General features: G+C 47.6%; 22 protein-coding genes and 1 pseudogene. 12 read left to right on the forward strand and 11 right to left on the reverse strand.

The features are described from left to right. Positions 1-16: 16 nt before the first annotated feature. From PPHA_RS10985 to dxs, 3 genes are all read left to right on the forward strand, one after another. Positions 17-1,459 (forward strand): alpha-amylase family glycosyl hydrolase, encoded by a 1,443-nt coding sequence (locus PPHA_RS10985; protein ID WP_012508893.1) that lies wholly within the window; start codon positions 17-19, stop codon positions 1,457-1,459. 78 nt (positions 1,460-1,537) lie between these two features. Continuing rightward, the gene (locus tag PPHA_RS10990; protein ID WP_012508894.1) at positions 1,538-1,963 is read left to right on the forward strand and encodes a secondary thiamine-phosphate synthase enzyme YjbQ; all 426 of its coding nucleotides are present in this window, start codon (positions 1,538-1,540) and stop codon (positions 1,961-1,963) included. Positions 1,964-2,059: 96 nt separating this feature from the next. Beyond that, the gene (gene dxs, locus PPHA_RS10995) at positions 2,060-3,991 is read left to right on the forward strand and encodes a 1-deoxy-D-xylulose-5-phosphate synthase (protein ID WP_041526857.1); all 1,932 of its coding nucleotides are present in this window, start codon (positions 2,060-2,062) and stop codon (positions 3,989-3,991) included. On the opposite strand, the gene PPHA_RS11000 is transcribed toward dxs, so the two are convergent. The 3 genes from PPHA_RS11000 to PPHA_RS11010 all read right to left on the reverse strand — a co-directional run bounded on the left by PPHA_RS11000 (position 3,970) and on the right by PPHA_RS11010 (position 7,591). Then, positions 3,970-4,446, reverse strand: a complete 477-nt coding sequence (locus tag PPHA_RS11000; RefSeq protein ID WP_012508896.1) for a phosphatidylglycerophosphatase A family protein — start codon at positions 4,444-4,446, stop codon at positions 3,970-3,972. The two genes, dxs and PPHA_RS11000, sit on opposite strands and share 22 nt — an antisense overlap. A 7-nt stretch (positions 4,447-4,453) precedes the next feature. After that, entirely contained in the window at positions 4,454-5,071 is a 618-nt protein-coding gene (pgsA, locus tag PPHA_RS11005) for a CDP-diacylglycerol--glycerol-3-phosphate 3-phosphatidyltransferase (protein ID WP_012508897.1), read from the reverse strand. 138 nt (positions 5,072-5,209) lie between these two features. Further along, positions 5,210-7,591: an endonuclease MutS2 gene (locus PPHA_RS11010; RefSeq protein ID WP_012508898.1), complete on the reverse strand. Its 2,382-nt coding sequence runs from the start codon at positions 7,589-7,591 to the stop codon at positions 5,210-5,212. Between the two features lie 336 nt (positions 7,592-7,927). Here PPHA_RS11010 and PPHA_RS11015 point away from each other — a divergent pair, with 336 nt between their 5' ends. The 5 genes from PPHA_RS11015 (at position 7,928) to PPHA_RS11035 (ending at position 12,900) form a co-directional block, all read left to right on the forward strand. Further along, positions 7,928-8,326, forward strand: coding sequence for an MbcA/ParS/Xre antitoxin family protein (locus PPHA_RS11015; protein ID WP_012508899.1), 399 nt, complete (start codon positions 7,928-7,930; stop codon positions 8,324-8,326). Positions 8,327-8,339: 13 nt separating this feature from the next. Further along, positions 8,340-9,053, forward strand: a complete 714-nt coding sequence (locus PPHA_RS11020; RefSeq protein WP_012508900.1) for an RES family NAD+ phosphorylase — start codon at positions 8,340-8,342, stop codon at positions 9,051-9,053. 51 nt (positions 9,054-9,104) lie between these two features. Then, positions 9,105-9,434, forward strand: a complete 330-nt coding sequence (locus PPHA_RS11025; RefSeq protein WP_012508901.1) for a helix-turn-helix domain-containing protein — start codon at positions 9,105-9,107, stop codon at positions 9,432-9,434. Positions 9,435-9,438: 4 nt separating this feature from the next. Further along, the gene (locus tag PPHA_RS11030; protein WP_012508902.1) at positions 9,439-10,728 is read left to right on the forward strand and encodes a type II toxin-antitoxin system HipA family toxin; all 1,290 of its coding nucleotides are present in this window, start codon (positions 9,439-9,441) and stop codon (positions 10,726-10,728) included. A 450-nt stretch (positions 10,729-11,178) separates the two neighbouring features. After that, entirely contained in the window at positions 11,179-12,900 is a 1,722-nt protein-coding gene (locus PPHA_RS11035; protein WP_012508904.1) for an IS1634 family transposase, read from the forward strand. A gap of 42 nt (positions 12,901-12,942) precedes the next feature. On the opposite strand, the gene PPHA_RS14725 is transcribed toward PPHA_RS11035, so the two are convergent. After that, on the reverse strand, positions 12,943-13,440 hold the full coding sequence (locus PPHA_RS14725) for a hypothetical protein (protein ID WP_012508905.1): 498 nt from the start codon (positions 13,438-13,440) through the stop codon (positions 12,943-12,945). After that, a complete protein-coding gene (locus tag PPHA_RS11045; protein WP_012508906.1) occupies positions 13,437-14,456 on the reverse strand; it encodes an AAA family ATPase in 1,020 nt (339 codons plus the stop codon). The genes PPHA_RS14725 and PPHA_RS11045 overlap by 4 nt, the downstream gene beginning before the upstream one ends. 389 nt (positions 14,457-14,845) lie before the next feature. Here PPHA_RS11045 and PPHA_RS16850 point away from each other — a divergent pair. Both PPHA_RS16850 and PPHA_RS11060 read left to right on the forward strand, forming a co-directional pair. After that, positions 14,846-15,639 (forward strand): annotated as a pseudogene (locus PPHA_RS16850) (ORF6N domain-containing protein). A 220-nt stretch (positions 15,640-15,859) separates the two neighbouring features. Then, complete coding sequence (locus PPHA_RS11060; protein ID WP_012508908.1) at positions 15,860-16,081, forward strand: type II toxin-antitoxin system HicB family antitoxin; 222 nt, start codon at positions 15,860-15,862, stop codon at positions 16,079-16,081. A 130-nt stretch (positions 16,082-16,211) separates the two neighbouring features. On the opposite strand, the gene PPHA_RS14735 is transcribed toward PPHA_RS11060, so the two are convergent. The 6 genes from PPHA_RS14735 to PPHA_RS11080 all read right to left on the reverse strand — a co-directional run bounded on the left by PPHA_RS14735 (position 16,212) and on the right by PPHA_RS11080 (position 24,602). Beyond that, positions 16,212-17,552: a DUF4062 domain-containing protein gene (locus tag PPHA_RS14735; RefSeq protein WP_190273991.1), complete on the reverse strand. Its 1,341-nt coding sequence runs from the start codon at positions 17,550-17,552 to the stop codon at positions 16,212-16,214. Positions 17,553-17,780: 228 nt separating this feature from the next. Beyond that, positions 17,781-18,557 (reverse strand): hypothetical protein, encoded by a 777-nt coding sequence (locus tag PPHA_RS14740; protein WP_049759934.1) that lies wholly within the window; start codon positions 18,555-18,557, stop codon positions 17,781-17,783. Positions 18,558-18,703: 146 nt separating this feature from the next. Beyond that, positions 18,704-19,159: a hypothetical protein gene (locus PPHA_RS14745; protein ID WP_049759935.1), complete on the reverse strand. Its 456-nt coding sequence runs from the start codon at positions 19,157-19,159 to the stop codon at positions 18,704-18,706. Between the two features lie 231 nt (positions 19,160-19,390). After that, complete coding sequence (locus PPHA_RS11070; RefSeq protein WP_150085686.1) at positions 19,391-21,331, reverse strand: DEAD/DEAH box helicase; 1,941 nt, start codon at positions 21,329-21,331, stop codon at positions 19,391-19,393. Beyond that, complete coding sequence (locus PPHA_RS11075) at positions 21,328-23,043, reverse strand: site-specific DNA-methyltransferase (RefSeq protein WP_012508911.1); 1,716 nt, start codon at positions 23,041-23,043, stop codon at positions 21,328-21,330. Before PPHA_RS11075 ends, PPHA_RS11070 begins: the two co-directional genes overlap by 4 nt. A gap of 233 nt (positions 23,044-23,276) precedes the next feature. Then, positions 23,277-24,602: a putative DNA binding domain-containing protein gene (locus tag PPHA_RS11080; protein ID WP_012508912.1), complete on the reverse strand. Its 1,326-nt coding sequence runs from the start codon at positions 24,600-24,602 to the stop codon at positions 23,277-23,279. Between the two features lie 343 nt (positions 24,603-24,945). Between PPHA_RS11080 and PPHA_RS11085 the strand changes: the two genes are divergently transcribed. Beyond that, positions 24,946-25,269: a type II toxin-antitoxin system RelE/ParE family toxin gene (locus tag PPHA_RS11085; RefSeq protein ID WP_012508913.1), complete on the forward strand. Its 324-nt coding sequence runs from the start codon at positions 24,946-24,948 to the stop codon at positions 25,267-25,269. After that, the gene (locus tag PPHA_RS11090) at positions 25,266-25,604 is read left to right on the forward strand and encodes a helix-turn-helix domain-containing protein (RefSeq protein ID WP_012508914.1); all 339 of its coding nucleotides are present in this window, start codon (positions 25,266-25,268) and stop codon (positions 25,602-25,604) included. The genes PPHA_RS11085 and PPHA_RS11090 overlap by 4 nt, the downstream gene beginning before the upstream one ends. Positions 25,605-25,656: the final 52 nt, after the last annotated feature.

The following is a 25,656-nucleotide window of genomic DNA, read 5'->3' on the forward strand; positions in this document are numbered from 1 at the left end:
AAACGATCAAAACTCAATGTTTCCTCTTGTTTACGAAATCAATACAAGAATCTGGCTACAAAAACTGAGCAGAGAGCATAACCGGCCTGTAACGCTTGGGAATATACCGGACTCAGCATTCAACTTCTTTACAAGCTGCAATTTTGACATGGTATGGCTGATGGGTGTATGGAAGCCAAGTCAGTACAGCAAGGCAATTGCAACAGCACACCCCGGTCTTCGAAGCTCGTTCCTTGAGCACATTGCTCTCATTGAGCCTGGCGATATTGCATCATCACCCTATTCCATTCCTTCATACACCGTCAATGACGCTCTGGGAGGAGAAGAGGAGCTGATTGTATTCCGCGAAAAACTTCGTGATTACGGCATCAAGCTTATGCTTGATTATGTGCCAAACCACCTTGCACTCGACAATGAATGGCTCCCGGAACACCCGGAATACTTTATTCCTGTATCCAAAGCTGAACAGAGCCAGGATCCCCGATCCGGTTTTGAATATATATGCGGAACATATCTGGCTTACGGCAAAGACCCTTATTACGACCCTTGGACAGACACACTTCAGCTCAACTATGCAAGAAAAGAGACCCGGGAAATGATGACGGAAAATCTTTTCAAAATCAGCACACTCTGTGATGCCGTCAGATGCGATATGGCCATGCTGATTCTGAAAAGTGTTTTTAATACCACCTGGAGCAACCTCGGTGGCGCCATGAAGGAGGAGTTCTGGTACAACGCAATCACTGCGGTCAAGCGCCGTCATCCCGACTTTATATTTCTTGCCGAATCTTACTGGAACAAGGAGTGGGAACTGCAGCAGCAAGGTTTTGACTTCACCTACGACAAACCCTTTTATGACTATATCAGCAGCTCCCCCGTCAATGTTGAAAAGCTTGATGGACACATGCAGGCACATTGGGAGTACCAGCGCCATCTCTGCCGCTTCCTTGAAAACCATGACGAACCAAGAGCTGCCGATAAAATCGGTCTCAACAACAAAGCTGCCGCTCTGGTGCTGCTGACTGCTCCGGGAATGCATCTTGTCCACCAGGATCAGATGGATGGCTTCCGGCAGAAAATTCCGGTTCAACTTATCCGGCAGGCTCCCGAACCTGATAACATCGACCTCTCTGTGCTCTATCAAAAGCTTTTTACGCTTCAGAAAAAAAAGGTATTTCAGGAAGGAGAAGTTGAGCAGCTTGAAATGCACAGTGCCAACAAATCAAACTGTCTGGGATTTCACCGTTTTACCGCCAATGAACACGCCTTTGTTCTGGCCAATTTCAGTGCAACCGGAATTGCCATAGAGTTCGAACATCCCTCGATTGATCATATCGCCATTGAAAGGCTGACCCTCCAAAGCACACTTGCTGACAAAAAAATCAGCGATATTCATTGTGCAGAGAACGTTACACGGGTCAATCTCTCTCCTCACGAAGGAATTGTCATCACCTGCTGAAAGCAAAACCAACGAGTAATAAAATCCCGTTCTGTCGGGAGAAAGATGTTTGAACGCAATTATTGACCTTTTACAGCAATGCGCATCATTACGCACACGATCAGGATACAAACCACAAAGCCCGTTGAAATCATCGACATAACCCCGGAAGTAACAACAGCTCTTGTATCATCAGGGCTGCAGCAGGGGCAGGTAACCATCATTAGCCAGCATACCACGGCCTTTATCAATATCAACGAAAAAGAGGAGCGACTCCTTGAAGATATGGAGACCTGGCTCAAGCGTCTGGTACCGAAAGATGGAAACTATCTCCACAATCTCAACCCGATTGATGGCCGCCACAATGCGCACTCCCACCTTCTCGGCCTCTTTATGAACAGCTCTGAAACCATTCCCTTCTCGGATGGAAAGTTGCTCCTCGGAGAGTGGCAGTCACTCTTCTTCGTTGAGCTTGACGGAGCACGCAAAGAGAGAAAGGTGCTCGTTCAGATATCAGGCATATAAAGGCCGTTAATGGCTCATTGCCCGGCATGGAACCGGGAAGCCTCAAGCATGGTTATCGTTAGCAAAAGTACAATGAACCCGAAGCCCGAAAACACCATGCCAGATTCCCTCCCGGTCACCATTTCCCAGCAGATGACTCTTCTTTCTGCAATCCGTTCGACTGACGATCTTAAAAAGTTAACCATCGCTGAGCTCCAGACGCTGGCAGATGAGTGCCGTAAAGAGGTCATCAAAATTGTCTCCCTCAATGGCGGCCATTTTGCATCAAGCCTTGGCGTTGTTGAGCTGACCGTGGCGCTGCATCATGTCTACAGCACTCCGCACGATAAAATCATCTGGGATGTCGGACACCAGGCTTACGTGCATAAAATCCTGACAGAAAGAAGAGAGCGGATGCAGACCAACCGGCAATTCGGAGGGTTGGCAGGTTTTCCAAAAAGATCGGAAAGTGCTCACGATGCCTTCGGAGTCGGTCACGCCTCAACCTCGATTTCCGCTGCCGCAGGAATCGCTGTGGCGAGTGATCTCGCGGGCGGCGATGAAAAGGTTATCGCGGTCATAGGAGACGGCAGCATGACCGGCGGCATGGCCTTCGAAGCGATGAACCATCTCGGAGACCTGAAAAGTGATGTGCTTGTCATTCTCAACGACAATCAGATGGCCATTTCCTCCAATACCGGTGCATTAAGGCACCATCTTGTCAACATAAGCCTGAACAAAACCTACAACAGAGCTCGAAAATTGGTCTGGAAATCACTTTCGCTCCTCAACAACGGACTGGGAGACAAGGCAAAAAAGGCCGTTCGTAAAATTGAGGACGGAGTCAAGGCTGCATTGACGCCCGGTGCATTTTTTGAGGCCCTTGGATTGAGATATTTTGGCCCGATTGATGGCCACAACATGGAACAACTCGTCAAGGCGCTCAAAGAGATGCAGACGCTTCCCAACCCCAAGCTGCTGCATGTGATCACGACAAAAGGTAAAGGGTTCAAGCCGGCAGAGGAAAACCAGAGCAAGTGGCACGCACACAATGGCGGGTTCGATACGACAACCGGCAAATTGCTCAAAACCGCTGATACTTCGCTTCCCCCGAAATATCAGGAGGTATTTGGCGAGGCACTGGTTGAGCTGGCCCTGAAAGACTCCACAATAACTGCTATTACTGCCGCCATGCCAAGCGGAACATCGCTCGACCTCTTCCAGAACGCCATCCCGAATCGTTTTTATGATGTCGGCATCGCCGAAGCACACGCGGTCACCTTTGCTGCGGGACTTGCCACACAAGGGTTCAAACCCGTCTTTGCCGTTTACTCAACCTTTCTGCAGCGTGCCTATGACCAGTTGATTCATGATGTGGCGCTTCAGAACCTGCACGTCGTTTTTGCCATTGACCGTGCAGGACTTGTCGGCGAAGATGGCCCGACCCATCACGGGGCATTCGATCTCTCCTGGCTTCATGCCGTACCGGGTCTTGTCATTATGGCTCCTGCGGATGAGCAAGAGCTGCGCGACATGCTCTATACCGCCCTCTATGAGGTGAAAGGCCCGGTTGCCATCCGTTATCCGAGAGGCAATGGAACGGGCATAACCCTCCACAAAAAATTCACCTCTTTGCCCATCGGCAAGGCCGTTATGGCGAGGGAGGGAAGCGGACTTGCACTGCTCTGCATGGGAACCATGACGGGAAAAGCCCTTGAAGTGGCCACCATACTGGAAAAAGAGGAGATCAATGCCACCGTCGTCAACATGCGCTTCCTCAAACCGCTCGACACCGAAGTGATCGAGGAACTGGCCTCCCGATCAACCCATTTTGTTGTTCTCGAGGAAAACAGCGCTATCGGTGGACTCGGCAGCGCCGTTATCGACCACATCAATAGCAAAGGGCTCAACCGCCCGGTACTGAAAATCGCCCTTCCCGATGCATTCGTAACGCATGGCAACATGAACGCCCTCTACAAGGAGATCGGCTTCGACACCCCAACCATGACGGAAAAAATCAGGCAGTTTTATAAAGAGGGCCAGAAATGAAAAAGAGAGAGAAGCAAAAGCAGAGCCCGTACGGAAAGATTGGCAAATAAACCGGCAAGCAGATCATCGAGCATGATCCCCCACCCACCCGGCAAGCGCTGGAGAGCGTCGACTGGCCCCGGTTTAGCGATATCAAAAAGACGGAAGAACGCCAGCGAGAGCAGAAGGGGCAGCGCCCCTTCCGGCAGGGCAACAAGCGCCAGCCACTGACCGGCAAGCTCGTCAATCGTAACAATTGATGGATCGTTTCCATACTGCTCCTCCATCACTCCGCCAGCCCATATGCCAACGCCACTGCAGAGCAGAACAAGGGAGAACAAGAGCAACGGATTGTGCAGTGCCGGAAGAAAATAATAGCAGAAAACGGCCACAACACTCGTAAAAGTCCCAGGCGCTACCGGAAAAAAGCCAATTCCGAAACAGGTCGAGAGAATTTTGGCAGTGAGGAGCTTCATCTTGTCATCACTCCTGGAGTGGCTTCTGAAAATATATTTTCCAGTTACTCACCAGATAGGATATGCCTGTATAAACAGTAAAAACGGTTACAGCAAGCATGACGAAATCAAGATAGCCGGAACCAAGAAAACCATTAATCATCACAGCAACACTCTTGCCGGAAAAAGCGGACTCTTTCATCAACATCAGCACCATGATCGCATAGACAAAAACATTCTGTACCACCGTTTTGTACTTTGCCTCCACGCTCGTCACAACAGGTTTGTTTTTATATTCAGCATAAATTCTCAACGCTGTGATGACAACATCACGAACTACAACCAGAACGACCATCCAGAGAACAAGATAACCCATCCAGACATAGAGAAGAAAAGCTGCAGTGATCAGCAATTTATCGGCAAGAGGATCAAGAAAAGCGCCGAGACGGGTTTCAACACCGTATTTCCTTGCATGATAACCATCATAGATATCAGTCAGGGAGGCTACGGCAAAAACAAGCACACCGAACAGTTTGAACCAGGGATCAACCTGCAGCAGCAGCACCACAAAAACCGGAACCAGCAAAATTCTCAAGGCAGTCAACTGGTTGGGTACAGTGAAATATGTTTGGTACTCTTCTTTCAACTCCTGCAGGATTATAGTGCGTTATCGGTTAAAAACCGGAAAATGATGTGAGCTGCGTTGCAACCCCTGTTGGGCACAAGATACGGTATTGAACGCTGTTTTTCAATGCATCTGCCCCGATCGGAAAGAAAATGGTTCTTACTCCAGCTCCACCACCGTCACTCCAGCCCCTCCTTCGCCCCACTCACCAAGACGAAAACTCTTGACCGCGCTGTGCTGCTGCAGGAACTCCGCCGTCCTCTGCCGGAGTGATCCGGTTCCCTTGCCATGAAGGATCATCGCTGAATGAATACGGTTAAGGCGCATCGTATCAATAAACCGGTCAATTTTCATGATCGCCTCATCACCACTGAGCCCCCGCAAATCAAGCTTTGTTGATTCAACACCTGAAGTCGTAGCCGACCAGGAGACCTTTTGCTGCCGGGGCAAAGGCTCCTTGTGAATTTTTTTAGCCTGAGTTTTTGATGTTTTCTCAAGATTTTTGAGCGATGTGGTCAACCTGAAATTACCGCACAGCACCACCACACTCTCCTGATTAACACTCTCAACCTCACCGGAGGTACTCGTATCAAGAATCCTGACCAGGTCACCCTCACGGATAGTCCGATCAAGAGGCACTGCCATTTCGGCTTCAGCCCGAAGAGAAAGCTCACTCTTTTCAGCCTCCTGCTTTTTCAATCCAAGTTTTTTTCTGGCCTCCTGCACGGCTTTTGCGTCAGTTGGTGTGCTCTTGACCTCCTGAACAATCTCTTTGATCTCTTTTCTGGCAGATTCCACCTCTTTCTGGAGTTCCCTTGAGGCGCCAAGTTTCAGATCCCTGCGCTTCCGCTCCATTCGAGCCTCCTCAGTGCGCAGGGAGAGTTCGCGTGCCGCAAGATCCGCCCGCTCTGCCTCAAGCTGCTGCTTCAGCAGGCGATTCTCCTCAAAGAGGCGGCTCAGGTCATCAAGCATCCGATCAAGCCCGATACGCTCATCCTGCATAAATCCCGATGCCCGCTCAACCATGGTTTCAGGAAACCCCATCCGCTTCATCATTGCAAAGGCAAAGCTGTTGCCCGGCAACCCCTTGACAAAACGGAAGGTAGGCACCAGCCCTGCCCGGTTGAACTCCATCGCGCCGTTGACCACTCCCTCGCGCTCATGGGCATAGGCCTTCAAATCGCCGAGATGGGTGGTCACAATGGTTTTGGTGCCTCGATTGAGCAGCTCCTCCATCACCGCACGGGCAATGGCTCCACCCTCCTCCACATCAGTTCCGGCGCAGAGCTCATCAATCAGCACCAGATCACTGCTCCCGGCAACATCAAGAATGGTTTTGATGGCGCCAAGATGGGAACTGAAGGTGGAAAGGTCATTCTCAATCGACTGATCGTCGCCAATCTCAATAAAAATATCGCCAAAAAGAGGAAAAACCGAGCTCTCGCTGCAGGGCAGCAGATAGCCGTGCACCAGCATACAACAGAGCAGACCGGCCGTCTTCATCGCCACCGATTTTCCACCCGCATTGGGGCCTGAAATCACAAGCACCCGGTCATCCTCATCCAGATCAAGATCGAGCGGCAAAACCTCTTTTTGATGATGCGAAATCAGGAGCCAGGGATGAAACCCCTTCACAATGCGCAGCGAATGCCCTTTGGCAATACCGGGAAGCACCGAGTTCGTTTCAACGGCAAAGCGTGCCCGTGCATACAAGGCATCAAACTCACCGAGGATAGTTTCATTATACCTTAGGTTTTCAATCTCGGGCCGCAGCTCTTCAGTCATCTCCTTCAGAATGCGCTCAATCTCCCTCCGCTCACTGATCTCCAGATCCTGAATGCGGTTACTGATCTCAAGCGTTTCGGCAGGCTCAATAAAAACCGTCTGCCCGCTCCCCGAATAATCCTGGATGTAGCCCGCTATCTTGTACTTGTACTCCACCCTGAGGCCAAGCGTCAGCCGCCCGTTCTTGATGGCTATCGTATCCTCCATCAGCCAGCCACTCTCCTGGCAACGCCTGAGCAGCCGCTCCATCTTCCGACGGATCAGCTCACGGCTGCCACTCAGCTCACGGCGGATCATCAGAAGCGCCTCGCTGGCCGTATCACGCACCCTCGACTGCTCATCAATAATCCGTCGGATAGAGGCCTGCAAACTCTTCTCAAGCCAGAGCCTGATGGTGAACTCATTCAGCAGCGGATAAACCTCACGGTTGAGGAACATGAACTTGCGCAACTGCACCGATGAAAAGAGCAGATGATGAATATCCTGCAACTCCTCCGGCTCAAGATAACTCTCAAGAATTTCCAGTTTTTTCAGGAGCGGGCGCGTATCCGGCAACCAGGAAAAAGGGAGCGCACTCCCCTCCTGCAGCAGATTGCGTAACTCAAGCACCCGTTCAAGCTCCGCTACCAGCGCTTCACGACCAACCTGCGGCACAGCCTCAAGAAGCCGGTCGCGCCCCATCGCGGAGAGGCAGAACTGCGTTGCGTAGTTGGCAACTTTATCAAATTCGAGTTTTTTCAGGCTAACGGCATTCATTGATACAATCTAATTCTATAATCCTTTACGGCAATTGCGCCACAACTCATCGACACACAAAAAAGAGAGAGCTGTTCATAAGCATCACGTTCAAAGCCAACATAATAAAATTATATAAAGTTGAACGGGTTCAGGGAATAAAAAAGCCGGGGAATGTTCCGGCTTTTCCCGTTGCGGTAACTCGTCCAATAATATTGTGTTGAGAGGTTGTCATATCCGGGAAATGAGAAGTCGTCAGGCAAACTGCCACAAAAAGCACTATTAAAACATTTTTTGTTCCAATAGAAACTACTCTTTATATTGGTTTCGTAGAGTTCAAAACAAAGGAGGGAAACAATGAACACGGTACTTGAGCGCCAGATCATCACGTCGAAAGATCGTGGAGCATTAGCCAAAATGGTGATGACGCTTTTCGACCACTGGAAGCTGACAACGGAAGATCAGGCCCTGCTTTTAGGGCTTGCGCCAGCCAACAGAGCCGCCTTGACTCGCTATCGCAAAGGCGAAGCAATCGGAACCAGTCGTGATCAGTATGAACGGGTCGGTCATTTGCTGGCCATCCACAAGAATCTGCGTATGCTTTTTCCGAAAAACCGCGATCTTGCCTATCGCTGGATCTCCACACGGAACAAAGCATTCGATAACCTCACCCCGGTAGAGGTCATCAAAGAGTGGGGTTTTGCCGGTCTTTTGATGGTGCGATTCTATCTTGACCGCGCCACAAGCGAAATGTAATCGGCTACATACCATGGATCACCTATTCACCCGTCTCGCGGTAGCCGATATTCATCACGACTTGCTGCGCAATATTGTATCCCTGAATGAATCAGAGAATCCTTTCGACGACCTGAGCAGCAACACGGAGGAGTGGGTTCTGGCTCGTCAGGTAGAATCCGACACCAGACCGCTGCCTTATCATTCGCACACTCCTGAGATCCATCGCCCCTTTGAAGAGGCCCTGTGGCTCAATGCTATACACTGGCAATTTAAATACCGGCAGACAAGCCGATTCTCTGATGGATCATTCGGAGTCTGGTATGGCAGCGATACGCTCCAGACATCAGTCCATGAATCGGCTTACCACTGGTTTCGGGGCTTACTCTGCGATGCCGGCTTTGAGCATGAAGAGGTTACCATTGAGCGCACACTCTACGCTGTGGCGTGCGATGCGATACTGCTTGATTTTCGCTCTGCCGCTGACAACTATCCAAATCTCCTTCATAAAACTGATTACACCTTCACCCAAGCTATCGGAACGAGAATTCACCGGGAAGGCCATCCCGGCCTGCTCACCTTCTCCGCTCGACACCAGGGAGGAATAAATTATGGCGTTCTGAACCCCAATGTTCTCTCCAATCCACGGCAGCAGAGCCAACTGAGCTATCGCCTTCATGGGCAAAGCATCACGGTAGAGGAAAAATCTGGAGTTCCCTGCATGGAAATCACGATTGATGCTTTCTGAAAAGCATAATATTGCCTATCATACAAATATCAAGTATCAAAAGACACTATTATGGCTTCAGATATAAACTCCTTTTCATCAGATGAATGGGAACTTCTCGTCGGAGATCAGTTCCGGGCCCTGCGTATCCGGGCTGATCTGGAACAGACCGAACTTGCTACCCTCGCATCCATCAGTGTTGGTGCGCTGAAAAATCTTGAAGGGGGCAAAGGTTCATCACTCAAAACAATCATCAAGGTTTCGAGAGTTCTTGGTCGAACTGACTGGCTGAACGCTTTGGCGCCAACGGTTTCAGTAAGCCCTATGCAACTCTTGAAAGGGCAACGCAAGGATAGGGTACGAAAAAAGGTTTCCCGCTCCCGCAAACCGAAAACGGAGTAAGAGCATGTACCACCCCGTCAAGCTCATCGAAGTCCGTGCCTGGGAGAAAACTGTTGGCGCCATTTCGCTTGATTCCGGAACCGGTTACTACGTTTTTGAATACGCACCCTCATGGCAGGTCGGAGGCATTGAGCTGGCACCGATGACCATGCCGGTAAAAGAGAGCATTCACATATTCCCGCTCCTTCCTGAAGCAACATTCCGGCGACTTCCAGCCATGCTGGCCGACGCCATTCCGGACGATTTCGGTAATGCCCTGATTGATGCTTATTTGGCAAAAGCCGGTATGCAAAAAGAGGCCATTACCCCCCTCGACCGTCTGGCATACATGGGCAAACGCGGCATGGGCGCACTCGAATTCAGGCCGGTTCGGGGCCCGCGCCATACCAAAGCCACCGCCGTTGAAATCTCAAAACTGGTTATCAGCTCCAGAGAGGCGCTTTCGGGCACCATTGATGGCGACAGGGATACGCAAGCGGCCATCATGAACCTCATTCAGGTCGGAACATCCGCAGGCGGAGCACGTGCCAAGGCGGTCATTGCCTGGAATCCCGAAACCAAAGAGATTCGCTCAGGGCAACTGCCTGCAGATCCCGGTTTTGAACAGTGGCTGCTCAAGCTTGACGGTGTTGGGGAAGGGGAGGATCTCAGCACAGGAAAAGGGTACGGGCGCATTGAATACGCATACTACCTGATGGCCCGTGCTGCCGGAATAACCATATCAGAATCCCGATTACTCGAAGAGAATGGCCGTGCCCACTTCATGACACGCCGTTTTGACCGTTCAAACGGCACAAAGCTGCATCTCCAGACACTCTGCGCCATGCAGCACCTCGACTACCGGCAGCGGGCCACCCACGATTACAGCCAATATTTTCAGACCATCAAAGCACTCAATCTGCCCTTGCACGAATTGGCCGAGGCATATCGCCGCATGATCTTTAACGTCCTTGCCGCAAATTGCGATGACCATACAAAAAACCACTCCTTCCTCATGGAGAAAACCGGAGAGTGGCATCTCGCACCAGCGTACGACCTGACCCACTCCTTCAACCCCAACGGAGAGTGGACATATCAGCACCTGATGTCGGTCAACGGCAAATTCCGCAACATGAACCGCAGCGATTTCCATGCCGTCGGCGACCGCTTTCTGGTACCCGATTACAAAGGAATAATCAGTAGTGTGAGTGCCGCCATAAAACGCTGGCCCGAATTTGCTGAAGCAGCAGGGTTGCCGATGAGAGAGGCTGAGCGGATTCAGAACGACTTTATTCCATCGGCTGAGCGGGGGTGATAGCATCAAACCCCGTTTCGAACAGAACTCCCTCTTTGGCGCTGCCATCTGATGGAAATTTTAAAAAACACACAAATTCTTCCCATCATTCAATATATTTGATACTTGTCGCCAGTCGCATTACAACAAAGAGTGAACGAAAAATGCTTGCACGTATCATTGTAAATTGATTTCGTGACATCCATCACAACGGGGTAAAGTAGATCCGCGCTCTTCGTCTCCGGGCTAACCTTGGAGCAGACTGAACTTGCTGAACTTTCATACATTTCGCCGATTGTCCCCCTCATCATTTCGACCAACCAGACCCTGTTTTTTAGCCCGAAGTTCCTTGACGTAAAATCGTATAACATATTGAATTTCGATAAATTGCAGGGAATTTACGTATTTTGTACCCATGTAAAATACATCAAGCCGCTTGTTTTATTTGGGTTTTAGTGATATACTAAACCCATGCACGTTGATATTATTCCAAATAGAAACTCTCGTCCCGCCATCTTGCTCCGTGAGTCTTGGCGTGAGAACGACAAAGTCATGAAACGCACCGTGGCTAATATTTCGAACTGGCCTCCGGAACAGGTTACTGCGTTACGACGGGTTTTGAAAAATGAACCGCTGGTCTCACCCAGTGAGGTATTTTCAATTGAACGCTCATTGCCTCATGGTCATGTTGAAGCTCTTCTTGAGATGATTCGTCTTATCGGTTTTGACAAAATGATCGCTGCCCGACGGACTCGTGAGCGTGATCTCGTTTTGGCAATGATCGTCGAACGCCTGATTGCGCCATCTTCAAAATTGGCCACTACGAGGTTATGGCATAGCACAACTCTTGCGCAGTTACTCAATGTTGAGGATGCTGATGAAGATGAATTGTATGCAGCCATGGACTGGTTGCTGGAACGCCAACCTGTTCTTGAAAAGAGATTTGCAAGCCGTCACCTTGGTGAAGGTCAACACGTATTTTATGATGTGAGCAATAGCTCTTATGAGGGCCATTGTTGTCCCCTGGCACGTTTAGGCCACGATAAACAGGGTCGGCGAGGCAAGCCAATTATTACCTACGGAGTACTGACCGATGTCAAGGGGCGTCCCATAGCTGTTGAGGTTTATCCGGGTAACACTGGTGATCCCAGTACCGTAGCAGACCAAGTGGAGAAGCTGAAAGAGCGTTTTGCCTTGCAGCGAGTGGTTCTGGTTGGAGATCGTGGTACATTGACTCAGACACAGATTGATATCCTGAAAACTCATCCCGGGATTGGGTGGATTTCAGCGTTGCGAAGTGAAAACATTCGCAAACTTGCAGCAAATAATCATTTGCAGTTGTCATTGTTTGATGAAAAAAATCTGGCAGAAATAACTTCGGCAGATTTCCCCGATGAACGCCTGATCGCCTGCTTCAACCCCCTGCTCTGTGATGAACGGAGGCGCAAGCGCCAGGAGTTATTGGATGCAACAGAAAACAAGCTACAAAAAATTGTTGATGAGGTTCATCGTCGCACGAAAACCCCGCTGAGTGCATCGGAAATTGGTCAAAAGGTTGGCAAGGTGATCAATGGGTATAAAATGGCCAAACACTTTGAGCTATCGATTGCTGACGGAGAGTTTTCCTTCAAGAGGAAAGCTGAATCGATCGCACAAGAAGCGGAGTTGGATGGCATCTATGTTATTCGCACCAGCGAAAGCCGACAGAACCTGTCGGCAGAGGATACCGTAAGAAGCTATAAGAATTTAGCAAAAGTTGAACAGGTTTTCCGCACCTTCAAAAGTATTGACCTGCAGGTACGGCCCATATACCATTATTATGCCGAACGTGTTCGTGCCCATATCTTTCTGTGCTTGCTGGTTTATTATGTTGAGTGGCACATGCGTCAAGCACTTGCTCCTTTGCTCTTCGATGATGAAGAACTTGCTCAGGACAGGAAAGAGCGCGATCCGATCAAGCCTGCAGTCTCATCCAAATCGGCAAAAAAGAAAAAAAGTACAAAAACAAACAAAGAGGGATTCCCCGTTCACAGTTTTCGCTCGCTTATCATGGAACTGGGCACTCGCAGTCGAAACCGGTGCAGACTGAAATCTGCTCCAGGAAGCCCTGTGATTTCCCAGGATACCGAACCAACACCACTTCAAACCCGTGCAATGGAATTGATTCGTTTGTACCCAGTAGATGGAAGTTGATTTCACGTCTTTTTGCTTTTTATATAATAGGTTATCATTTTTTTATACAGGGAACTTCGGTTTAGCCCTGCTTTCATTCAACACACTGATATCTGAGTATCGGATTGCCCAGATCTTCTGCTCTGCCGACAGTGATTGCCTGAACTTATCCGAAAGCTGTGGCAGCATGGAATCCGGAGCTTCCGGAATCACCAGATACATTTTCAAAGGGAGCTTTAAATGCTCAACCTTGTTCAGATTATCCGGTATAACTTTCAGAAGTTGCTCATGACGCCCGCAAAGCGCTGTAAACCAGACAGTGAGCGCATGAATCATTTTCAATCGAACTTCAGCAAAAAAAACATCTGATTGACGAGGAACGGAGCGCTTTGCTTCCACAAAAACAACCGCAGCACTGCCCAAGCCATAACGCACAATAAATTCGACTTTTGAAACATGGTCACCGAATTTCAGTTCAGTTAACACTTTTTCAAACTCGAAAACGTCATTTGGAGCAAAACGGCCAAAGGTCATCCCCGATTCAGTGATTGAGATACTCATCCCGCAGAGACCTCAAGCTCTTGATCAAAAAGGCGAATGGATTCATTAATGATTTCATTATCCGGAATGCCTTGCAGTAAATCTTCCTGATGCCAGCCTCCGTCCTGGTCAGCAAGAAATACCGGGATATGTATATTTTTTGATAAGGCTATCAAATAGAGCTTTTTCACCACAAAATAGGAGTGTGATGCAATAAAAAACTGAATTCCTGCATCAGAGAGTTGATAGACAATGTCGAGCAACTGACTGATCGCTGTTGGATGCAATGCTGACTCAGGCTCATCAATAAAAACAACAGAATCCGGGGTTAAAAAACGATTCCCAAGGAGCGTATCAAGAATGGCTATTTTTTTTATTCCCTCCGCCGTCGTATTCAGCGAAAAACGACTGTTTCCCTTTTTGTAGACCCATCGTTCAGCATCCGGCACATATTCAATCTTTCCCTGAAACATCCGCTCCAACTGCTGGCGTGAACGAGTAAAGCCGTTGAAAGTTCGCTCTCGCTGCGTCGGATTTTGAAGAGCAAGCACCAAATCGACATAGGTTGCATCAAAACCAAATGCCTTGTCTTGCAGACCTGACTTCAAAATGACCCTGGCAAGTGTCAACACCTCTTTAGGCGGTAAAAAAATAGAATTGGCCTCTCTTGGCGCCAAATTGTTGTGTAACGGCACTACCTTGCGACTGGCATCAGGGCCAAACTCGTAAGCCAGACTACAGTTATTCTGCATAGTAACGGAAACAGCAAGACGATTACCGACACCTTTTTGCACCAAATCACCTAACTTATCAGCCTGAAATGTCCAGTACAGCTTGTCACCCAGCACCTCGGAAAAGTCACGGGGATCTTCTCCCCTTCCGCTCTCTTCCTGTGCACGCATCGTTGCATACAGCGCCTTGAGAAGAAAGGTCTTTCCGCAGCTATTGGCGCCAAGCACCAGGTTGAGCTTCCCCAAACCCTCTCCCCGTAGAGACGATAACGGTCCGAAGTTTTTAATATCAAATGACGTAATCATCCTGTTGTTCTCTTGCTGATGTTGATGAATAGCTTACTGGCGTCAAACTCTCCGTATGCATGAACCATTGCTTCAGCTCAATCACGAAAGTGGAGATGGCCAGTCTATCGACCATTTCCAACCAAACGGTGAACATTGCGACACATGACTCAATGTAAAGAATATTTCTTGATTGATACTGCGCTTCACAGAGAGTCCCCCGCCACCCACGCAGATGGAATTCCGCGCCTTGCGTATCCCGGACTGAACCTGAAACAGACTGAACTTGCAGCCTTGGTAACCATCAGTGTTGCCGCACCTCGGGAACGCCGAGCCCCAGCTCAGAAAAAAACGAGGACAACGCACTAATCTGAGGCTACACACACCAATACAACTTGCGCATAAAAACAATGACCGATTTAGCATATCTCAACATCCAGAGCATGATTGTAACCATGCGAGGGGTTCAGGTAATGCTTGACAGGGATCTGGCCGTTATCTACGGGGTTGAAACCAAAGTGCTCAACCAGGCGGTCAAGCGCAACATGGAACGCTTTCCACAAGAGTTCAGATTTCAGCTTACCCAGAGTGAAGATCAGGAGCTGGCCGCAAAATGGGAGCAATTACACTTGAGGTCACAAGCTGTGACCTCAAGCAGGCATGGTGGCAGAAGATACCTTCCCATTGCCTTTACCGAACAGGGAGTCGCAATGCTGTCAGCCGTGCTCCACAGTGACACGGCTGTTAAAGTCAGTATCAAAATCATCAACGCCTTCTTTGAAATACGGCGTTTCATCCAGAACAACGCGCAAGTGTTTGCCCGGCTTGATTCTGTTGAGCAGCGTCAGCTTGTTTTTGAATCCGAAACAGAGAAAAAATTTGAAAAGGTATTTTAAGCAAACGATCTTCCGCTGTCTCCTGCACGATTTACACAAAAGCTATTTCAAAACAGCTTGCACTGGACATAGAAAAGCATAACCAGCAATACCCGACTGTCGTCATCAAATCTTTCAAAGAGGCTCATGACCGTTTTTTGAATATTGACGGAGCCGAGATTTACCATATTGGAGCATCTCTCAAAGATTTAGGGAAAAAGTGGTTCGCCTTTTCACGATTTGAAACCGGAGCACTTGAGATGCTTAAAAAGCTTGACAATAATAAAGATGAAGAAACTGAAAATGCACCCGCCAAACCTGACGGATGAGAATACTCTTGTGGCATGTTTCGATTCCGATCACACCGCTTTCTGATGCCCTATTACAAAGATGAAATAACACTCTTGGTCAAGGAGCGGCTAAGACTCAATCATCAGCTTTGCTGTTCATTATTTTTATTACCTTGTTACTACAACTTCATGGGGCGATTCAGGTTCCTACTTCTATAGAAAAGAAGCTCAATAATTTTCAAATCAAGCGGACAAATCCATGCAAAAGCAACTGACAGTCATTATCACACATGAAAAGGATGGGTATGCTTCCATTTGTCCCGAATTTGATATTGCAAGCCAAGGAGAGAGCATTGAAAACGCCCGCGATAATCTTCGTGAAGCCTTGGAGTTGTTCTTTGAAACCGCATCCAGTGAAGAGATCCGGACACGCTTGCATGAAAAGGTATATGTCACCCGGATGGGGGTTGCTGTTGGGTAAACTTCGCATCCTTTCGGGGAAACACAGATCTGCGCGATTCTTATGAACCCACGGCTTTGCCGAAGAGCGTCAACGAAGTAGACACATTGTCATGCAGACTGGCAGATATTGCTGCCTTATACCACTATCTTTATCCCGGCTTTCTCCCAACAACAATATCATACTTCCAGTCCAAAACAAGATTTTCCATAGCCGGAAAAATCGTCACCGGCATAAATCCCGCCTTTTCCATTTCCATCTTTAACATCACTGAAGGTAATGGATAATATGGTATTACGTGGACACATGGATTGATAGATTCCCCATAAATCGTAACAACAATTAAAGCCCTACAGACCGGATGAGTAAAAGCAGGGTCATTGTCATACATCAATCTTGTATGGAATTTTACGTTCCCAAGGCCCTCAATATTCCGAGGTTCTTCTCTCTCAGATCTTAATATCCATTCTTGTTTTCCCGCGATGTATCGCAACTCTTGGTATGTCTCTATATCATTTAAAGATCGGGTTTTTATATATTTCTTTGTATCAATGATAAGCAACCCTCCTGGTGCTAAAAGGTCGTAAAAATTATTCAGAGCAACATCCATATATCCCGAAACAGGTGGTATATGACAAAACGAATTCGCAGTATTAATAATTACATCAAAAAAACCAGAAGAAAATTTAGCATGATAAGATTTATTATCTGTCCAATTAAGCGGCTCTAACTCAATATGATCCGTCGATACCCCTATGCTATCACAATTATTTTTTGCTTTTTGAAGCATATAGCGGGAGCCATCAGTGCCATAAATATTATAGCCATTCTTTGTGAATGAAACATAGGTGTTGCCGGTACCACAAGCACAATCCAATATTTTTTTCCGTAGTATATTTCCCCGTGAGCCCTCATCATAGGCTTTTATTATAGATACAATAGTCTTAAATGGATCATCAAGCTCCCAATGATCTTTATACCAATGATCATACCAATATGCTAATTTGTCATACGCAGTTTCTCTATACTCCCCTATTAAACTATTTTTTCCCCTGTGTGTGTTTGTGTCTTTTTCTATTCGAAGAAGATCTCTAGCTAAAATCACCCCCAATTCCTCAGGTGTCACATACTTCTGGACAGAATACTTATTACTTAAATAATTAATTAATGCGTCCAAATCTGATTTGTTTTTTCCCGAGTCAACATGTTTTATTAACACAGGCTGTCTATCTGTATCTAAAATATAAATCAGAATAGGCTTTCCAAGCCTTTCAGCCTCCCTTATTTCCAATTCCGTAAATGAGTGACTATTGCAATCTGGACGTGAACCATAACGAGTACCTAAAAGAACAATCATTCGATCTGATTCTGCAATATTTTGGAAGCAAACATCAATAGGAGTATTTTCTGATGCGCCAAAAAACTCCATTCCGCGATATATCATTTCATTTCCACGCAATACCTCCATAACCGAGTTACGATATTCGATCATATCCTCATATGTACTTGAAAGAAATATCCTCATACTTCGTCATATTTTTGTTGTATTATTCAGAAATCTTAAATTAAATCGCTATAGGATACATTCCTCAAAGCTGTGCTTTGTGAAAGTATTCTTAAACATGACGTTATACCCCGTAGCTCTGCTGCGGGGTAGTTGATTATCAAGCAGCTATTTTCATTTTTATTGCCCAAACCCGGAATTCTATCGTTCAATTTTTTATGGCAAAAACAGTCTACCTACACCACTACCAAGCATTGCTGTGTTGGACACAAACGTCATAAGCTCGTTAAAAACCGTGATAATTTCATATAATTTTTTAATTATTTCAGTTTCTTTCCCTTGAAAATTATTACGCATATATAGAGAAATTGAATTTATTTTATAACATGAATTATATATCGCATGTTCTCCAAAAATATCTTTTTTATTATTAGTATCTTCGATAACTATACCAATTTGTTTTATATACTCTTGTTCATTGTTGATATTATATCCCCCATTTATATTATTAACATCTTTTATTGCTGAATTAACATTTCCCCATTTTATAGAATTAAAATATGGTGTACCATAAGATCTATCGAGCTGTTCAGAAGAGTAATCAAGTTCATTTAGTGCTGGAACTGATATTGCATTTCTATAATCGTCCCATGACCCATATTGTAAAAAGCTCATCATTGATTTTTCGATTCTACTAATATTTGTAATATGTCGACTATGATTTATATCAGGAATATCAGAAATCCTGCGTTTTAGTCCAGCAATCAAATTCTCAATAAAGATAAAATCTTTCATCACCGCAGTTAATTCTCTTTCATTTGATGCGTTTTTCCCAAAAACCTTTGAGCTGCCATAAATAATAAAATTAGAGTGGAAATAATTATCACTGTATCGAAATTCATCAATATTCGTCGTTTTTATTTTATTTGCTATACCCTTAAGGGCATCAGCATAGTTGAGCACTTTTAATTGCGTTGACTCGGTGTTTGGCATAGTTTTCTTCCTCCAATTAAGCATTATCTATTACCTCCAAAAAAACGAAAATTTAAATGGCGCACCACACGTATACAATCAGTTCATAGCAATACGACCAGAATAAAAATTATACACCGACAAACTACCGTTTCTGGACTTTATAATCAATCACTTTCTTTATTTTTGAACTTTACCTTCCCCCCAATCCCCGCCAAGTCCCGCCCCTTCGGCATCACAAACAGGCAGGTGCCATTGCTGCGCTTCTCCCACAACTCCCCCAAGGCGAGTTTCTCTCGTGAATCTTCATTGCTCCATGATGTCTCCGCTTTATATTCGACAACGAAAAAGCGCCCATCCTTGAGTTTGCAGACAAAGTCGGGGTAGAATTTGTCGGTGGATGTCTGGAGCCAGAAGGAGTGGAACTCGCGCCGTTCGATGTTGCGTACCCAGAATTCAACTTCGGGGAGTTGATCGATATAGATTGCGCACTCCTCCTCTTCGCCGTTCAGGGAGGCAATCTCTTTGTAGTAGTGCTTCTGGAACTTGAAGCTGCCCTTATATTTTGCATTGCAGGGGTATTCGTCGGGTTTGAATGTAAAGCATCGGGCTGGTGTCACCACAATCGGGGTTGCACATTCCGGCAGGAGAAATGCCTGATAAGCTTTCTGCCGCTCGGCTTTGCGCAGAGTATCTATTTTTGCAACAATCCTTTGGCGCAGGGTGTATTTGTCGTGGAAAAGCTCCTGAAGGGAGATAGTTCTCTCGTTCAGGAGATAGTGAATAACGCCGATGAGCCAAGGGCCGCTCTCTGACGGGAAGATATCAGCGCGGTTCGGGATGTTCCGGTCAATTTAGTGAACCAGCGTTGCCACACTTTCATCGTCATCTGGCTCCAGAAAAGAGATCTGATGGCGCAAATCCTTGAGGAATGACTTTGAGACCTTGCCGCGATCATCAACGTCAATGTCAATCACCTTACCGTCAAACTGCTTTGCTGCATAGTCTGACTCGGTGAAGGCGGGCGGGTATTTGGAGAGTCTCCACGGAATTTCAAGGAAATGGCTCTCCTCGAAGGGTTCAAACAGCTCACCCTGCTGCACGGAGAGGAGAGGAACCGAGAAGTCAATGCCGAGTTCAGCCGCTGTTTTTGGCTGTTCCGGCGGTATGCCACAGCTTTTGCGATAGAGCCTCTCGATAGTTGCCTTGGCTTCCGGCGTTGTGCAGCAATCAAGAATCGCGTACTTCTCAGGCTCTTCCATGATACCGACGAAGGTGCAGGTTTTGCTCGCCTCGTCGTAGGTGAATTTATTGGCAACGGTTTCGGGCAACCCTGCAAGGAGTGGCACTTCTGCGAGAGGTTCCGAGACCTTGAAGAAGAGGTCAAGCCTGCCCTGTTCCCCGGCTGGCATACGGGTTATCAGCTCTTTGGCCTCCTGCCGGTTGAAGCCGTTTTGAATCAGCGCATCTTCAAGGGCGTTGGCCGCCTCAACAAAGTTTTTCGATGCTGAAAAGGCATAAGCCATGTTCAGCTCTGCCCGCTGCTTCCGCTTTGCAAGGTGCAGCCGCATGATACGGCCGAGAATCTGTTCGACCGCCGTGGAGGAGCGCATCTCGGCAACGGAGCAAAGGACGTAGGCAAAGGGGCAGTCCCACCCCTCCCGCAATGCCTGCACGGTAATGATAAAGCGTACCTTGCAACTCGATGCCGCAAGGTCAAGATTTTCCAGCCCCTTGTCGGTTCCGGTAGCCCGGCGAATCTGCTCCGCCGGAATGTTAAAATCATCAATCAGGCACTGCTCAACAACCTCAACGGTGAGCGTCTCATGCGTCTGGCTTTTGGCCTGTGCCTGAATGAGCATGATCGGCCTGATGTACTCGCCTGTCGCCTGCTGCTCTTCAAGGGCAAGCTGTTCAAGATGCTTGCGGCAAGCGATGGCATCCGTCAGCAGCTCCTTCCAGTTTGGCCTTGTTTCGAGCCGGATGGGCATCTTGATCATCTGGGCCGCCTTCAGCTCTGCCGCCGAGACGGAGTAGAGGATGTTGCTTGGATTGTGCTCGGTGGCCGGTGTTGCTGTGAACTCAATGATGCAGGAGGGGTTGAAGCGGGCGAGCGTTTCAAAGGAGAGCTGCGTCCGGGAGTTGTGCGCTTCGTCAACAATCACAATTGGACGGTGCATTTTCAACAGATTGGCCAGCGACTGAATCGGCACGCCGTTGTCGTAGGCTTCAAGGGTTTGGGCGAGAGCGGTGTCGAGATCAGTGAAGTGCTCCATCAGAACGCCGGATTGCTCATAGACCTTTCGCCCCTCCGTTTCATCGACCCTGAAGGCCTGAATGGTGGAGACAATAATGGTGGCATTGTTGGCAAGCGTCGGACGAGTGACGTAGAGCGCCTCCGGCATGGTCAGCACCGCAACCGAGGGCATCGACTCCTCAACCGCCTGCCGGTAGGGGTGGTTCCGATCTTTCAGAGCATTACAGGTCTGCTCCTTGATGGTATTGGAGGGAACAAGCCAGAGAACAACCGGCGTTTCCGTGTGCATCAACTCTTTGGCCGCAATACCGATGGCATGGCTGGCAACAATGGTTTTGCCTCCGCCAGTGGGCATTCTGAGGCAGATATAGGGCAGCCCCGGAAGCTCCTTCACCTCCCGATAAGAAAGCGCCGCGCCAAAGGAGTGCCGGGTGACAGTGGCATAAGCCATCCCGGCACTCTCATCCTGCTGAAAGGCTGTAAAATAGTCGGAGAGGGCCGATAACGACCGCCACTGGTAATCCTTGAGGGTTATCATGAGCACCTCACTTCGTAGGGGATTTGGCGGAAAATGATATTCTCCCGGTTGAGATGCGATGAGCCAAGCAGGCAGCCATTGCCGTAGACAATTTTTGTGCCCTCATGTTTCGGCAACCGGCTTAACACAGAACGGGTAAGCACATTGCCGCCCTCATCCTCGTTATCGCCGAGAATTCCGTTGTAGAGCAGATAGACTGCGATATTGTTCAAGATGCCAAGAAACGGGGTTGAGAAATCGGTGGCCGGTGGCAGAGGCTCCCCGGTCGCAATGAAAAAGATGTGATGCGCCAGCTCCTTGAAGGTGACCGCCTTGTTGATGGAGCCGTCTGCGGAGAAGAGGGGTTCGCCGAGTTCGCAGAAGCGAAAACCGCCACCGAGGCCCTTCACTGATACATTCTTTATACTTTCATACCCTTCAGAAACTCGTCGGATACGTTCAGCCGTGATATCGCGGGCTATCTTCTCTTTCATTTCGATAAGAATAAATCGCCGGTTTTGACCATCACTTTTGTTCAATTTCAATACCGCATGACCTGATGTTCCCGAACCCGCAAAAGAGTCCAAAATCAGATCATCACCTGATGTTGTAAAACTGAACAGCTCTTCCAGTAATGTCGTTGGCTTTGGGAAATCAAAGGGGCGCTTATCGTAATGAAGAATGTCCTTGATTTCGTTGGTACCGACCCGTCCGTCGAGAGTAAAAAGACTGGAGAGCTTTGCTCTGTAATCTTTTACGTAGACCTTCAACTCGATCAGCTTCGTTTCATCATTGCCAAAAATGACACGTTTTTCGGATAACAACCTGTAATAGGTTTCTTGCGGAAATCTGTAACCCATCATGGGCTGCTTACATGGTAGCTCCGTTGTTGGGTGAATAATATCGTACCGATACCCCTCTTTACCAGGGTTATGAACGCTTTGACTTCCTGTGTATATCCCGTCTCCGTCAATGAATTTATACCTGTCAAAAGGCCACAAGTAATCTTTGTTTTCTCTAAACCACTTTGTATACGCTTCTTGGCGTTCTTTCTGATCTGGATATTGCTCCACGAAATCATCCCCGATTTGAAGAAGCTTCGTTTTTACCGCAAGATTTGGCGATTTCCAGACTGATGGGAGCTGACTCTTGTTTTTTGCGTAACAAAGAATGTATTCGTGCTCCATCGCAATATTGGTCGGGTTGTTGTCGGTGGCATTGTCCCAGATTATTGTTCCAACACGATTTCCAAGCCCAAAAATCTCATCAAAAAGCAGACGGAGATTCGCGTATTCTGTTTCATCAATACTTGCAAAAATCACTCCATCTTCTTTCAGGAATTCATGTAACATCATGAGACGCGGGTACATCATGCACAACCACTTGTCGTGGCGAGAAAGATCTTCCGCCTCTGCCCCGACAACCTTGTGAAGCCAATCTTTGATTTCAGGGTTGCTGACATTATCGTCATAGACCCATCCGGTACGTTTCCCGCTTTCATCACGCTCATCCACTCCGGTGTTATACGGCGGGTCGATATAGATGCACTTCACCTGCCCGGCATAGTATGGCAGCAATGCCTTCAAGGCCACAAGGTTATCCCCCTGCACCAGAAGATTTTTTGAATCAGGGTCACCAGCCGACAACTCCATATTCTGACGCAACAAATGAAACGGCACCTGCTTGTGGTGGTTTACAACAGCTTTTTTCCCAATCCAGTCAAGTGACGGCATTTATTTGATTCCCGTAAGGTTTTGTGGTAAACTATTCTGTTTCAGAACGTCTGGCAAATATCCACAGGTCTGCTGCACAGACTATTACTTTAAACATTCAGAACTATCAGCTATTTGATCGTTTCGTAAAACGCTTATAAAGTTCAACATTTTACGAGAACGTAAATACCTAATTTAATACGACTTAAAAAGATGTTATTACGTATTTCCTTTCTTAATTTTTCTTTCCCGTTCTATTTTACGAGAACCCACTGAGGAGTAGCCATGCTACCTTTATTGACAGTCACTTGATTCCTGCGAAGCTCTCCCATCAGATTGCCTATCTTATACATCTTCTGCTTATCACTCATCCAATCAGGCAGTTTATTCCAAAGGAGATCATTAATATCCTTGCGGTTCAATGAACCATGTTCGCCAATCGCTCTGCAGATCATATCAAGGTAGTACTGTTTGTCTAAAGCCCTGTTTTTACTGTATGATGCTTTTTTACCGATCTTCTGCGCCACCTTTTGAGAGATATAAAAATTCGGTTTGCGCCCTTCGATAAGGAATTTTGCTTTAAGCAGTTTTTCTTCATCGTTACTGAGTGAAAGCTTCTTTTGCACCTTGTCGAGCGCCATGATTTCGCTGAGAGTCAAGTCGCCGGTGCTGGCAAGCAGACGGGCATAGTCCATGTTCAGCACCTTGCCAGTGAGTTTCAATTTTACACGATTGCTTGAAAGCTCATAATCGGGCAACGGAAAAAACCGGGCACTCTGCAACAGAAACAACTTCCGGATTCCGCCGCCTGCCGTCTCCACCATCTTCAGGTTGAACATAGCCGTCGCTAAAAAGCGGTTCCGGTAATACTCCTCCGGGGCGTCTTCCATCACCACGCGCTTTACATCGCCAGGCGCAAAACTCCCGAGGTTGGTGAAGGTCAGCGTCTCGTCTCCTTCAATCACATTGATACGCCCAGCCAGAGAATAATCCTGATGGGCAAGGCAATTATTTACAGCCTCACGAATTGCATAAGGCTCATATTGATCAATCTCTTCAGGAAAGAGTGTGCCTTCAGGGAGATAGCGGTATTTCAGATTGCGGATTTTGGCATAGACCTTGTCAACAGCAAGCAGCATCGGCAAACCAAACAAGGCATAGTCACGGTCATTACCCAAATGATCTTTGAGTATCCAGCGGATTTTGACATCAGCAGGCAACAAAAAATGTTCAGCTTCATTGTTGCCCAGCAATATCAGGGCGGTACGGGTCAACTTTCCTTTGATGGATAATTTGGCCTTGTTCAAAAAGGTCGCATTGTCCCATGCGTCAACGTCAACCGCTTTATCAGGGAATTTGCTCTTGAAGTTGTTACGCGCGACCCGGAGAGCCTCGTCGTCCAGATCATCCAGCCCCGCATCGGGTACTATTGCCGCACTCCAATCCTCCAGAGTTGCCTGTGCACGGATGCGTTCGATCTCTTCCAGATTAAGCTCCTTGAATTCTACCACCTCGCTCTCAGCAGTTAAGGCAAGCAATGCGTCAAGTTTTGACGCAGAATCAAGATGCTGAATGTTCATACTGCTACCCTTGCTTCTTCTTTCAGAAATTCATGTACCATGGTAAGGAGAGGATCTGAAACATTACCCTGTGACAGCCTTGTTCGTTGTTGAAACTTCGGAAGTCATTTCTTGTTCAAGAATATAACTCAACCGTTACTATTACCGCAGTGCGGGCACTCCGTTTTACCGATTGCGCTGGAACCAAATCCCGCATTTGTTGAATAGAGAAACATTTGACAGAAGAGCCTGACAATGATCGGAAGCCCAAACGCGGACAATCTTGAGACGAGCGACCTTTACAATAAAAAGAAATTATTTTCATCGCCCCTTGAATGTTATAGCTTGTGAGCTATATTGACGAATGAGCTATCAAATTCTGTTTTTCAATAAATCCGTCCAGAAAGAGATTGAAGCCTGGCCAATCGGCATCAATGCGAGCTTTGTCCGGATTACAGAGCAAATCGTGATCTCTGGGCCAAATCTTGGGTTACCCTACACCCGACCATTTGGTGATGGATTGTTCGAAATTCGTGCAAGAGGTGCTGAGGGAATTGGACGAGCTTTTTTCTGTTGTCTGGTTGACCGGAAGGTTGTCATTTTGCATGGATTCATAAAAAAGAGACAGGCGACACCAATCAAAGAGTTGAAACTTGCCAGAAAACGGCTGAAGGAGATTACACCATGAGTGACAGCAACACCTATAATCCTGTAGCCTTTGACCCAAAAGCTTATGCGGCTCATAACAGCTCAAGCGACCCAAAGTTCAAAATAGCCTACGATGCACTTGAAGATGAGTTTGCGGCTCTCAGGGCACTTTTGCATGCCCGTACGCAGGCGGGCCTCACCCAGGCTGAAGTGGCTTCACGTATGGGAGTTTCGCAGCCTGTTCTGGCACGCATTGAGGCAAGCCTGGGCAAGCAGGATCACTCTCCATCACTCAATACCTTGCGCCGATATGCAAACGCATGCGGCATGAAACTGGTCATCCAGATGGTTTTGCCCAATACACCCGTTCCATAGGGAAATCTTCATCATTACACAGCTTCCGTTCCCCACACCGTTTGTAATGGAA

The sequence above is a fragment of the Pelodictyon phaeoclathratiforme BU-1 genome (genome assembly GCF_000020645.1).
Lineage (GTDB): Bacteria > Bacteroidota > Chlorobiia > Chlorobiales > Chlorobiaceae > Chlorobium > Chlorobium phaeoclathratiforme.